Consider the following 12,203-nt stretch of genomic DNA (forward strand, 5'->3'; position numbering starts at 1 on the left):
GAGCAGCGAGAACAGCAGGTAGACCTTGCCCTCGACGAACGTCGCGACGAGGAACCGCACCGCCTGGTCCGGGACCGGGCCTTCCGCCGGACCGCCCCGCGGGCCGGACGGGTCCGCGAAGAACCAGACGTTCACCATCAGGATCCCGAGGAGTGCCAGCCCGCGGAGCGCGTCGATCTCCGGGACGCGGACCGGCGTCGTCATACGGTCTGACACACAATTCCGCCCTTTCCAGAATTCCTACAACTAATTCCGCTGACGGGCTATGCCGGAGCGTGATTCATACGGTAGCTTTGCAGATGTGCCATTGGGGCTTCCCAACTCGCTTGTCGAGTGTCGCCCCGACCGCCCGGACCCACGTGCAATCGAAGAAATGGAGGTGGAGATTGTGAATACCATGCTCGGCAGGACCTACACGCCGCGAACCGATCCCGCCTTCGTTGTCCGTTCGCACTAGGAAGCCCGCGTACCGGCAGTAGCCGGCCGACTCCCGCCTCGACCCGCACCCGTGCGCGGCTTCCTCGTATCTTCCTCCTGAATTCCCTTTGTCGCGGCTTTTTCTGCCCGAATTCATTCCTCGAAAGTCTGTCATGCCCAATTCACGGCCCGTCCCTGCCCAATTCGACGAACAATCAGCTTCCGGACCGCTCGAGTCGGCGGCCGCGGAGGCACGCGCCCTCGCACTTCCACCACGGCAGCCTGCTCCCGCCCGGGGTGACTTCATCATGAGTGGATCACTCACGCCGCTCGTCGATGTCGCCCGGGATCCACTCCCGGAGGACCTGCCCGGCGGACCAGCCCAGCCCATGCCCGGGTTCCACCGTCGCCAGGAGGTGCAGCGCCTGCTCGCGAGGTGGCGGAACGGTCTCACGCTCTGGGGGCGCATCCTGGGCAGCCAGTCCCGCGGTCCCTGGGACGATTCGCTGCGCTTCGAACAGCCGAGCCACATGCTCTACATCAAATGACGTCCGTCCGCGGGGATGGCCGGGTTCAGCGGTCACCGCAGCGATCCTGTCCGGTCCACCCCGTCACGGGGCGGGCGTCGGACGCCCTCACCACGAGCGAAGCCCGCGCTTTCCGGCGCGGGCTTCCGCCGTGGTCGGGCGCAACGGTCGCGTTGCCGTCCGGGCCCGGAATTCGGCGCGCGAACAGGGCGTTATAGGGTCTGAGGATCACTCGACCGGCTCCTCCCTCACCGCCGGTCGGAAGGGAGGAAGCGTGTCCGCCGTCCGGCGCGTAGCCATGCTCTCCCTGCACACCTCCCCGCTCGAGCAACCCGGCAGGGGCGATGCCGGCGGGATGAACGTCTACGTCAGGAGTACGGCGCGGGAACTCGCGCGGGTGGGGATCGACGTGGAGATCTTCACGCGGGAAGCCGGCGACGGACGGCCCAGCCGTGAGGTACTCGGCGACGGCGTCGTGGTCCACCACCTCGAGGCAGGGCCCCGTCGCCGCATCCCGAAGGAGGCGCTGCCCGGCCTGACCGACACGTTCGCCGACGCCATCACGGACGTCGCCGACCTCCTGGCCGACGGTCACTTCGACGTCCTCCATTCGCACTACTGGGTGTCCGGGGTGGTCGGCCTGACCCTGAGCCGTGAGATGCGCCTTCCGCTGGTGCACTCCATGCACACCATGGCCAAGGTGAAGGATCTCCGCATGAAGGCGCTCGGAGCGCCCGAGCCCGCGGCCAGGACCGCGGGTGAACAGGACATCGTGGACGGCGCCGCCCGCCTGATCGCCAACACCAGCACGGAGGCGGCAGAACTCGTCTCGCTCTACGGGGCCTCACCGGGCAGGATCGACGTCGTCGCTCCCGGCGTCGACCTCTCGACGTTCCATCCCGGGGTCCGCACCGCCGCCCGTGCGGCACTGGCCTTTCCTCCGGAGCAGTTCCACGTGGTGTTCGCGGGCCGGATCCAGAAGCTCAAGGGCCCCCAGGTGCTCGTGGCCGCCGCCGCCGAACTCCGCCGCCGCCGTCCGGACATCCCACTGGTGGTGAGCATCCTCGGGTCCGGCAGTGGATCGGAGGCGCTCGCCCTCCAGCCGCTCATCGACGACGCCGGCCTCACCGAGGACATCCGCCTCTACCCTCCGGTCACCGCCGCGCACCTCGCGCAGTGGTTCCGCGCGGCGGACGCCGTCGTCATGCCGTCCTTCAGCGAGTCCTTCGGTCTCGTGGCGCTCGAGGCCCAGGCCTGCGGTACGCCCGTCATCGCGGCGAACGTCGGCGGGCTCCCGCAGGCGATCAGCGACGGCCGGAGCGGCCTCCTCGTGGACGGACACTCGGCTCATGGGTGGGCGGAGGCCCTGGAACGCCTGCACGACGACGACGGCCTGCGGGAGCGGCTCGGCCGCGGTGCTGCCACCCACGCGCTGGCTTTCGGGTGGCAGCGCACCGCCCTGCTGACCGCACAGAGCTATCGCACCGCCGTCGATCGGTTCCCTGCCGCCACCACACACTGAACCCGGCAGTCCCACCCTGTACCGGCAGCCCATCCGGCCGGGCCCGCCGACCTAGGATGGGAAGCGTGAATCCCGCCGAGCTCGCCGCCTACCTCGACTCCGTCCGCATCACCGGTGACGTGGCCACACCCCGGCAGGACAACCTGCGGCACATGCGCCTGTTCCTCGAGGGCAACGAGAACCTCGAGTTCGGCGTCGCCCTCACCCGGGAGTGGAACTACGACGAGGTCTTCGACCTCATGCACCAGCGCGTGGGCACGAGCGCGGACCGCAACCTCGTCGAGGGACAGGACACCATCGACGGCTTGCTGTGCGTGGCGGCGCTCGACCGCTTCGCCGATCGGCTGGGTGCAGCCGCCCACCGGAAGGAACGTATCCTCTTCGCCACCGGTCACCCGGCCGGCCTGCTGCCCGTCCACGCGGCCTTCGCGCACGCCGCCGCGGCCGTCGGCGCCACCGTGGTGCGGGTACCCGAGGGCAGGCGCTTCCGGGCCGGTGACATCCGGCAGATCTTCGGCGTGCTCGTCTGGCACCAGCACGGCGGCCTCATGCACACCCACCTGCCGGAGCCGATGCGGCTCAGCCTCGAGACGCTGGCCCTGGATCCCGCAGGCCTGCCCGACCTCGTGGTTGCCGACCACGGCTGGGCCGGACAGGCGGCGAGTGCGGGGCTGCCGACGATCGGCTTCGCCGACTGCAACGACCCCGGGCTCTTCGTCTCGGAGGCGCAGGGCCAGCTCGAGGTGGCCGTGCCGCTCGACGACAACGTCTGCCCCGGCCTCTACGATCCACTGATCACCTACGTCCTGGAACGCGCAGGGCTCCCGGCGGCCTGACGCAGGAGCCGCTGATAGGTTGGCTGCATGAGCGATCTTGAGATTGCCCGCGCCGCTGCGGTCAAGCCCATCGAGGACATAGCCGATGCCGCGGGGATCCCCCGGGAGGCACTCGAGTTCCACGGACGGTTCAAGGCCAAGATCGACCCGCGCCTCCTGCCCGACGACGGCCGGGCGCCGGGCAGGGTGGTACTCGTCAGCGCGATGAGCCCGACGCCGGCCGGCGAGGGGAAGTCCACCTGCACGGTGGGGCTGGCCGATTCCCTCGCACGGGCAGGGCAGCGCGTCATGATCGCGCTGCGTGAGCCGTCCCTGGGTCCGGTGCTCGGCATGAAGGGCGGTGCGACCGGCGGGGGCTACTCGCAGGTGCTGCCGATGGACGAGATCAACCTCCACTTCACCGGTGACTTCCATGCCATCACCTCGGCGAACAACGCGCTCGCGGCGCTGATCGACAACCACATCCACCAGGGCAACGAACTCGGCATCGACCCTCGCCGGATCACCTTCAAGCGCGTCCTCGACGTCAATGACCGCGCGCTCCGCGAGGTCGTCATCGGCCTCGGCGGCCCGGCGCAGGGCACCCCGCGGCAGGACGGATTCGACATCACCGTGGCGTCGGAGATCATGGCGGTCTTCTGCCTCGCACGGGACCTCGACGACCTGAAGGCACGCCTGGCCGCGATCACGTTCGGGTACACGTTCGATCGCGCGCCGCTCACCGTCGGGGACCTGGGGGTCGAAGGAGCACTGGCGCTGCTGCTCAGGGACGCGATCAAGCCGAACCTCGTGCAGACCATCGCGGGGACGCCGGCCCTCGTCCACGGCGGACCCTTCGCCAACATCGCCCACGGCTGCAACTCGGTGATCGCCACCCGGACGGCTCGCAGCCTCGCGGACATCGTCGTCACGGAAGCCGGGTTCGGTGCCGATCTCGGTGCCGAGAAGTTCATGGACATCAAGGCGCGCGTCGCCGACGTGGCGCCGGACGCCGTCGTCGTCGTCGCGACCATCCGGGCGCTCAAGATGCACGGCCGGGTCCCGGCATCGGACCTCGCCACTCCCGACGTCGACGCCCTGCGCGAGGGCACCGCCAACCTGCTCCGCCATGTGCGCAACGTCGAGAAGTTCGGTGTGGCTCCGGTGGTGGCCATCAACAGGTTCGGGACCGACACGGACGAGGAACTCGACTGGCTCATGGAGTGGTGTGCGGGCGAGGGGATCGACGCGGCGGTGGCCGACGTCTGGGGTCAGGGCGGTGGTGGTCCGGGAGGCGACGACCTCGCGGCGACGGTGCTCGCGGCGCTCGAACGCCCCGTGACGTTCTCCCATCTGTACGACCTCGACCTTCCGGTCGAGGACAAGATCAGGACGATCGTCCAGGAGATCTACGGGGCAGACGGCGTGGATTTCTCCGTTCCCGCCCTGCGGCGCCTGAAGGAGATCGAGGCGAACGGCTGGTCGGGGCTTCCCGTCTGCATGGCCAAGACGCAGTACTCGTTCTCCGACGACGCCACCCTGCTCGGGGCGCCGAAGGGATTCACCGTGCACGTCCGGGACCTCATCCCGAAGACGGGTGCAGGATTCATCGTGGCGCTCACGGGTTCCGTGATGACGATGCCCGGGCTGCCCAGGGAGCCCGCGGCGCTCCGGATGGACGTCGACTCCGACGGCAACGCGGTCGGGTTGTTCTGAGGACCGCCGGCCAACCGGTGCCGGCCACGCTCCTGAACCGCGGAGCGGCGCGGACTCCCGCCATCCCGCGGATGCACCACGGACGGGGCCGGTACACCGGAGGCCGGGACGACGTCGCCGTCCCGGCCTCCGGTGTGCTGCTGGTCCTGGCGGTTTCCGGCCGGGCCTAGCGGTCGATGTCGCCGCGGATGAAGGCCTCGACCTTCTCGTGGGCGATGTCGTCGGCGTACTGCTCCGGCGGCGACTTCATGAAGTAGCTCGAGGCGGAGAGGATGGGGCCGCCGATACCGCGGTCCAGGGCGATCTTCGCCGCGCGGATCGCGTCGATGATCACGCCGGCCGAGTTCGGGGAATCCCAGACCTCGAGCTTGTACTCGAGCGATACCGGGGCGTCGCCGAAGTTGCGTCCCTCGAGGCGCACGAAGGCCCACTTGCGGTCGTCGAGCCAGGCCACGTAGTCCGACGGACCGATGTGCACGTCGTTGGCGCGCAGTTCGGCCTTGACGTTGGAGGTCACGGCCTGGGTCTTGGAGATCTTCTTCGACTCGAGGCGGTCCCGCTCCAGCATGTTCTTGAAGTCCATGTTGCCGCCGACGTTCAGCTGGTAGGTGCGGTCCAGCGTCACGCCGCGGTCCTCGAAGAGCTTCGCCATCACGCGGTGGGTGATGGTGGCGCCGATCTGGCTCTTGATGTCGTCGCCCACGATCGGGACGCCCGCCTCGGTGAACTTGTCCGCCCACTCCTTGGTGCCGGCGATGAAGACGGGGAGGGCGTTGACGAAGGCGACGCCGGCGTCGATCGCGCACTGGGCGTAGTACTTCGCCGCGTGCTCGGAGCCGACCGGCAGGTAGCAGACTAGGACGTCGGCCTTCGAGGCCTTCAGCTGGGCGACGATGTCCACGGGCTCCTCGTCGGACTCGACGATCGTCTCGCGGTAGTACTTGCCGAGGCCGTCCAGGGTGTGACCGCGCTGGACGATCACGCCGGTGGGCGGCACGTCCGCGATCTTGATGGTGTTGTTCTCGCTCGCTCCGATGGCCTCGGCGAGGTCGTGGCCCACCTTCTTGCCGTCGACGTCGAACGCCGCCACGAACTGCACGTCCCCCACGTGGTACTTGCCGAACTCGACATGCATGAGGCCGGGGATGGCCCCCGACGCATCCGCGTCCCGGTAGTAGTGCACTCCCTGCACCAGCGACGCGGCACAGTTGCCGACTCCAATGATTGCCACGCGAATGGGGTTCTGTCCCACAGTTCTCCTCGAAAGCCCGTTGAATATGCCCCGGCCGTCATCACCCTGGGCGCGGTCGGCAGGAAATGCCAGTCTACGTTCAGTTCATAACGCCGATGTATGCCGTGCCATTCCTCGCCATCCGGCGGTCGTGCTGTAGCGCCTCCTGGCGGACCGTGGATCCTGCCCGTCGAGGGGCGCCACCGGTCGTCGCCACGGGACGGCTAGGCTCGACGCATGAGCTCCGGGACAGGCAGGCGAGGGCCATATCGCATCAGTGTCCCGAGCAGGTCCGACCACCTCCTGATACCGCTGACCGAAGGAGCCGGCGGTCCGCTCGGGCGCCACGCCGACCCGGGACGCGTGGCTCCGCGGTGGTTCACCGTCCCCCGCGTGCTGATCCTCCTGACAGTCTGCTCCGCCGTCCTGGCGGTCGTCGTGAAGAATCCCTGCCGGGTGGCCGGCTGGTCCTCCCCCGAGTACTTCTACCGCGCCTGCTATTCGGACTGGACGGAGCTGTACCGGAGCCGGGGACTCGGCGAGGGCGTGCTGCCGTTCGTCACACCCGGAGCGCTCTTCGAATACCCCGTGCTCCTCGGCCTGCTGGCCTCGGGGACCGCCGTCCTGGTCGACGCCCTCGCGACCGGCACCGACCTCACTGCGAAGACCCTGCTGTACTTCGACGTGAACATGGTCCTGCTGGCAGCCGTGTGGATCCTGACCGTCCTGGCGACCCTCCGCCTGGCGTCCCGCCGACCCTGGGATGCGGCCATCGTCGCCGTCGCCCCCGTCATCATCCTTTCCGGCAGCATCAACTGGGACCTGTGGGCCGTGGTGCTCGCGACGGCGGGGATGCTCGCCTTCGCCCGTGAGCGCCCGCTCCTCGCGGGCACTCTCTGGGGGCTGGGCGCAGCGGTCAAGCTCTACCCCGTCCTGATCCTCGGGGCGGTCCTCGTCCTCTCCATCCGCTCCGGGCGGTACCGGCCGTTCCTCCTGGCGGCCGCGGCCACAACGCTCGCGTGGCTCGTGGTCAACGTTCCGTTCCTCCTGCGGGACCGCGCGGCGTGGGCCTACTTCCTCACCTTCTCGGAGGACCGCGACGCAGGATTCTCCTCGGGGTGGTACGTGTACAACGCACTGGCCCGGGAGTCGGGAGCGCCCACCCTCACACCCGCCGCCATCAACATCGCGGCCGTGGTCCTCTTCGCCCTGGCCTGCCTGGGCGTCGCCGTCCTCACGCTGCGCGCAGCCCGCCGCCCGCGCCTCGCACAGCTGGCCCTCCTCATCGTCGGGGCATTCGTCCTGTGCAACAAGGTCTACTCGCCCCAGTACGCTCTGTGGCTCGTACCCCTCCTGGCGCTGGCCGTCCCCCGGTGGCGGGTGGTGCTCGTGTGGCAGCTCGTCGAGGTGCTGCACTGGTGGGCCGTGTGGCTGTACCTCGGCGGCATGACCAGTGGAGGCGCGGCGGAACACAATCTGGGGCTGGGTGCGTACGCCTGTGCGGTGATCGCCCATATTCTTTCTACGGCATACGTTCTCCTGGTCGTCGTCCGGGAGGTGGCCACGCCCTCCGAGGACGTGGTCCGGCGGATCGGCATCGATGATCCGCAGGGCGGGCCGTTCGATCACGCCGAGGACCGCTTCACACTGCACCACGGGTGGCGCCGGCGGACGACGGGGCCGGGATGATCCGGTCGAGGGCCCGGACGCCGTGCCGTCCGCTCTGCTCCGATAGGCTGGCCGGACCGCGCGGACACCTCCCGGCATCGGCGCGACGGGGTGTCGACCGGCCGACCGGCCGGCGGACACCCCTGACGAGACGACTCCCATCGGAAGACCATCAGTGACTGCACCATCCCTGACCGCTCGCCCCCTCGACCGGGCTGCGTTCGACGCGATCGCCGCCGCTCATCCGGACGTGCCGATCCCGCTCGAGCAGACTCCGGACTGGGTGGAATTCGAGCGCGCGCTCGGACGCGCGGCACTCGGTATCTGGGCCTACGAGGACCCAGCGGGCGCTCTCGTGGCGCTCGCGGGCTATGTGCACGTGGTGCGGCGCTCCCGGGAGTCCGTCGTCTCCGTCAACGGCCCTGTCTGGTTCGCTGACAGGACCCCTGCCGCCGAGAAGGTCCTGATGGAGACGGTGCGGGAGCAGTTCCGCGATCATCCGGGGATCGATCCGCTGTACGTCCGGATGCAGGTGGCGACCCTGCAGTCCCCGGCGACCGGTCCGATCGAACACGGCTGGTACGAACGGGAGATCGTCGTCGACCTGACGCCGTCCGAAGCCGACCTCCTCCGCAGCTTCCGCCCCAACGCGCGGAACAGTATCCGCCGGGCGCAGCGGAACGGCGTGTCCGTCCGTCATATTCCTCGTGAGGAATGGAAGACCGTCTTCGCACGGGAACTGTTCCCGATCATGCAGGAGACCGCGGAACGCGACGGATTCCAGTCCTTCGACTCGTCCTACTACGAGACACTGCTCTCCGTCCTCGGCGACCACCTGCGGCTGATGGTGGCCTACCGGGACGATGCCGCCCTCAGTTGGCTGATCACCACCGAGTACCGCGGCTACGCCGTCTACTACTTCGCCGGCAGCACCCACGCGGCCCGCACCACCTTCGCGCCCTACCTGCTCCTGTGGGAAGCCTTCCGGACGCTCAAGGCGGGGGGCAACACCGCCTGCGGCCTCACCGGGATCGAGAGCGAGAACTACCCGTCGCTGGCGAACGTCACCACCTTCAAGCGCAACTTCTCCAAGAACGTCGTCGTCGTGCCCACCACCTACGACATCCCGCTGCGGCCAGGACGCTACGCTGCCGTCTCCGTGCTGCTGCGCGGCCGACGGGCGGCACCGGCTGTCGCCCGTCGGGTGGCGGCGCGGGTGTCCGGACGGGTGCGGACCCGGCGCAGCGGAGCGACCACCGAGAGCACATGAGCCCGGCGGACCGGCCGGGCGGCGCCAGGAGAGGAAGTCCCCATGGTTGATGTCGAGATCGTCGGCGCAGGTCCCAACGGGCTGGCAGCTGCCGTCGTCATGGCCCGCGCCGGACTGTCGGTCCGGGTGCACGAGGCCGCCGCGACCATCGGCGGCGGCTCCCGATCGCTCGACCTGATGGAACGGGACCACCTCCACGACGTCTGCTCCGCCGTGCACCCGATGGCGCTCGCGTCGCCGTTCTTCCGGGCCTTCGAACTCAGCCGCCGCATCGGCTTCGCCGTCCCCGACGTGTCCTTCGCCCATCCGCTCGACGGCGGCCGGGCCGGGGTGGCGCACCGCAGCATGGAGCGCACGGTTGCCGGGCTGGGTGTCGACGGCGAAGCCTACCGGCGCCTCGTGCAGCCGCTCAGCGATCGCGAGCAGGCGATCCTCGCCTTCACCCTCAACCATGTGGTGCGGATCCCGAAGAAGCCGGGGGCAGCCCTTCGGTTCGCCCTCTCGGTCCTCGACCAGGGCCTGCCCACCTGGAACCGCCGTTTCCGGACGGACGAGGCGAAGGCGCTGGTGACCGGGGTGATGGCCCATCCCGTCGGCACGCTCCCGTCCCTGACCGGGGCCGGAGCGGGTCTGGTGCTGAACCTCCTGGCGCACACGGTCGGCTGGCCGATCCCCGTCGGTGGGTCCCAGGCCATCGCCGACGCCCTGGCCCTCGACGTGACGCGCCACGGCGGGGAGCTGGTCACGGGAAGCAGGATCGGCACCCTCGCCGAGGTGTCCGGGGCCCGGGCGGTCCTGCTCGACGTCGCCCCCACGACGTTCCAGGCGATGGCCCGCGGCCGCCTGACCGGTCCCTACCGGAGGGCCCTCGAGGCGTTCACCTACGGGAACGCAGCCTGCAAGGTGGACTTCATCCTGTCCGGACCCGTGCCGTGGACGCATCCGGACCTGCGACGGGCCGGGACCGCCCATCTCGGTGGCACGCGCGAGGAGATCGTCGCGGGGGAGAAGCAGGTCAACCAGGGCGTGCACCCGGACAGTCCCTACGTGCTCCTCTCCCAGCCGTCGTCCTTCGACCCGACCCGCTCGCCCGGGGGCCGGCACACCCTGTGGACGTACTGCCATGTCCCGCACGGCTCCACCCGTGACATGGCCGAGGCCGTCACCGCGCAGATCGAACGCTTCGCGCCCGGCTTCCGGGACGTCATCGTCCGCACCCACACGACGACGGCGAGCGATCTCGAGGCCTACAACGCGAACTACGTGGGAGGCGACTTCAGCAGCGGAGCGGTGAACCTGCGGCAGATCGTGGCCCGTCCGGTGCCCTCCATCCGACCCTGGGCCACGCCGCTGAAGGGTGTCTACCTGTGCTCCCAATCCACGCCGCCCGGTCCCGGCGTCCACGGGATGGCCGGTTTCAACGCCGCGAAACTCGCCCTCCGGCGCGAATTCGGCCTTCCGGTGCCGGACCTCGGTCTCTGACCCGCTCCACCCCTGACGTGACGACCGGTCGGTTCGTGTGACGGCCCGGCGGCCTTCGCCGGTGCCGAGGCGCGCCGCTCGCGACCCGCAGCTCGTCGGGTACCGTGCGGGCGGGCCGAGGGGTGAGGTGGGCCCGTCCCGGCCACTTTGTTAGGTTATGCTTGCCTTGCCCTGCTGACGGGCCCTTCCCGGCAAGAAAGCCACCCCATGTTCGCGAATTACCTGATCGGCCTGCGCGAGGGCCTCGAGGCCGCCCTCGTGGTGGTGATCCTCGTGGCCTACCTCGTCAAGATCGGGCGCAGGGACCTGCTGCCCGGCATCTGGCTCGGGGTCTCGCTCGCCGCGGCGCTGTCCCTCGGATTCGGTGCGCTCCTGACCTACGGCACGTACGGCCTGACCTTCGAGGCGCAGGAGGCCATCGGGGGTTCCCTCTCGATCGTCGCCGTCGGCCTCGTCACGTGGATGGTCTTCTGGATGGCGAGGACGGCCAGGAACCTGCGCGGTGAACTGCACGGCCAGGTGGACCGCCACCTCGCAGGTGGCGGCAGGGGCCTCGTCGTCGTCGCGTTCCTCGCCGTCGGCCGGGAGGGGCTCGAGACCGCGCTCTTCATCTGGTCGGCCGTCCAGGCGACCGGCCAGACCACCCAGCCCATCCTCGGCGCCGCGCTGGGACTGGCCTCCGCCGTCGTCCTGGGGTGGATGTTCTACCGCGGCATGCTCCGCATCAACCTGTCGAAGTTCTTCACCTGGACGGGCGGCATGCTCATCGTCGTGGCCGCAGGAGTCCTGTCCTACGGCATCCACGACCTCCAGGAAGCCGGCATCCTGCCCGGCCTGTACTCCCTCATGTTCGACGTCAGCGCCGCGGTCCCGCCGTCGAGCTGGTACGGGACGCTGCTCAAGGGCACCGTCAACTTCTCACCCGCGACCACCTGGCTCGAGGGGATCGCCTGGCTGCTCTACGTCATCCCCACCATGACCCTCTTCATCCGGCAGAGCATGCGCAGGTCCGCCGCGCCCGCCGCCGTCCGGCACCCACTTCCCCAAGGAGTCCAGTGACCACCGCCCGCCTCTCCCTGCCGGCTGCCCTCGCAGCCGGCTGCGGCATCCTCCTCGCGACCGCCTGCACGCCGAACGCGTCCGCCGAGTCACCCGACGGGGCATCCGACGGCCTGACGGTCACGAGTACCACCGACGAGTGCGCCGTCTCGGCGTCGACGGCGGAGAGCGGTCCGCTCACCTTCGCCATCACCAACGCCGGGGACCAGGTGACGGAGTTCTACCTGCTCGCCGAGGACGGCCTGCGCATCGTGTCGGAGGTCGAGAACATCGGACCGGGCATCAGCCGCGACCTCGTGGTCAACGCACAGCCGGGCTCCTACTACACGGTCTGCAAGCCGGGAATGGTGGGCGACGGCGTGGGCCGGGCCGGATTCACGGTCACGGACTCGGGCACGGCGGTCGAGCCCTCCGGTGACGAGCAGGCGCAGATCGATGCCGCGGTCACCAACTACAGGGCGTACGTGAAGGACCAGGTGGACCAGCTCCTCACCGG

The 12,203-nt window shown here is 69.6% G+C and carries 9 protein-coding genes and 2 pseudogenes; 9 read left to right on the forward strand and 2 right to left on the reverse strand.

All coding sequences use genetic code 11. The features are described from left to right. Positions 1-216: pseudogene (locus tag ACTIMO_RS17060) on the reverse strand (hypothetical protein); the annotation flags it as partial. A gap of 374 nt (positions 217-590) precedes the next feature. Here ACTIMO_RS17060 and ACTIMO_RS17065 point away from each other — a divergent pair. The 4 genes from ACTIMO_RS17065 (at position 591) to ACTIMO_RS17080 (ending at position 4,997) form a co-directional block, all read left to right on the forward strand. Next, the gene (locus ACTIMO_RS17065) at positions 591-965 is read left to right on the forward strand and encodes a hypothetical protein (protein WP_448183193.1); all 375 of its coding nucleotides are present in this window, start codon (positions 591-593) and stop codon (positions 963-965) included. A gap of 253 nt (positions 966-1,218) precedes the next feature. Then, positions 1,219-2,466, forward strand: coding sequence for a D-inositol-3-phosphate glycosyltransferase (mshA, locus tag ACTIMO_RS17070; protein WP_448183194.1), 1,248 nt, complete (start codon positions 1,219-1,221; stop codon positions 2,464-2,466). Between the two features lie 56 nt (positions 2,467-2,522). Continuing rightward, positions 2,523-3,302, forward strand: coding sequence for a phosphatase (locus ACTIMO_RS17075; RefSeq protein WP_055766214.1), 780 nt, complete (start codon positions 2,523-2,525; stop codon positions 3,300-3,302). Between the two features lie 27 nt (positions 3,303-3,329). Next, positions 3,330-4,997 (forward strand): formate--tetrahydrofolate ligase, encoded by a 1,668-nt coding sequence (locus ACTIMO_RS17080; protein WP_448183195.1) that lies wholly within the window; start codon positions 3,330-3,332, stop codon positions 4,995-4,997. 166 nt (positions 4,998-5,163) lie between these two features. Here ACTIMO_RS17080 and ACTIMO_RS17085 read toward each other — a convergent pair whose 3' ends face one another. Continuing rightward, entirely contained in the window at positions 5,164-6,249 is a 1,086-nt protein-coding gene (locus ACTIMO_RS17085; RefSeq protein WP_422390931.1) for an inositol-3-phosphate synthase, read from the reverse strand. A gap of 216 nt (positions 6,250-6,465) precedes the next feature. Here ACTIMO_RS17085 and ACTIMO_RS17090 point away from each other — a divergent pair, with 216 nt between their 5' ends. The 5 genes and pseudogenes from ACTIMO_RS17090 to ACTIMO_RS17110 all read left to right on the forward strand — a co-directional run. Beyond that, on the forward strand, positions 6,466-7,917 hold the full coding sequence (locus ACTIMO_RS17090) for a glycosyltransferase family 87 protein (protein ID WP_448183196.1): 1,452 nt from the start codon (positions 6,466-6,468) through the stop codon (positions 7,915-7,917). A 154-nt stretch (positions 7,918-8,071) separates the two neighbouring features. Then, positions 8,072-9,166 carry a lipid II:glycine glycyltransferase FemX gene (locus tag ACTIMO_RS17095; protein ID WP_422390929.1) on the forward strand — a complete coding sequence of 365 codons (1,095 nt, stop codon included), beginning with the start codon at positions 8,072-8,074 and terminating at the stop codon, positions 9,164-9,166. Positions 9,167-9,208: 42 nt separating this feature from the next. Further along, a complete protein-coding gene (locus ACTIMO_RS17100) occupies positions 9,209-10,648 on the forward strand; it encodes a phytoene desaturase family protein (protein WP_448183197.1) in 1,440 nt (479 codons plus the stop codon). 207 nt (positions 10,649-10,855) lie between these two features. Beyond that, positions 10,856-11,707 (forward strand): iron uptake transporter permease EfeU, encoded by an 852-nt coding sequence (efeU, locus tag ACTIMO_RS17105; protein WP_448183198.1) that lies wholly within the window; start codon positions 10,856-10,858, stop codon positions 11,705-11,707. Then, a pseudogene (locus tag ACTIMO_RS17110) lies at positions 11,704-12,203 on the forward strand (iron uptake system protein EfeO); the annotation flags it as partial. The gene efeU and the pseudogene ACTIMO_RS17110, both read left to right, overlap by 4 nt.

It is taken from the genome of Arthrobacter sp. CP30 (genome assembly GCF_053470025.1).

What these genes read in the sequence shown, in the direction of transcription:
- ACTIMO_RS17065 (WP_448183193.1), top strand. Translation starts at nt 591, where the DNA reads ATGCCCAATTCACGGCCCGTCCCTGCCCAATTCGACGAACAATCAGCT.
- ACTIMO_RS17075 (WP_055766214.1), top strand. Translation starts at nt 2,523, where the DNA reads ATGGGAAGCGTGAATCCCGCCGAGCTCGCCGCCTACCTCGACTCCGTC.
- ACTIMO_RS17080 (WP_448183195.1), top strand. Translation starts at nt 3,330, where the DNA reads ATGAGCGATCTTGAGATTGCCCGCGCCGCTGCGGTCAAGCCCATCGAG.
- ACTIMO_RS17090 (WP_448183196.1), top strand. Translation starts at nt 6,466, where the DNA reads ATGAGCTCCGGGACAGGCAGGCGAGGGCCATATCGCATCAGTGTCCCG.
- ACTIMO_RS17100 (WP_448183197.1), top strand. Translation starts at nt 9,209, where the DNA reads ATGGTTGATGTCGAGATCGTCGGCGCAGGTCCCAACGGGCTGGCAGCT.
- efeU (WP_448183198.1), top strand. Translation starts at nt 10,856, where the DNA reads ATGTTCGCGAATTACCTGATCGGCCTGCGCGAGGGCCTCGAGGCCGCC.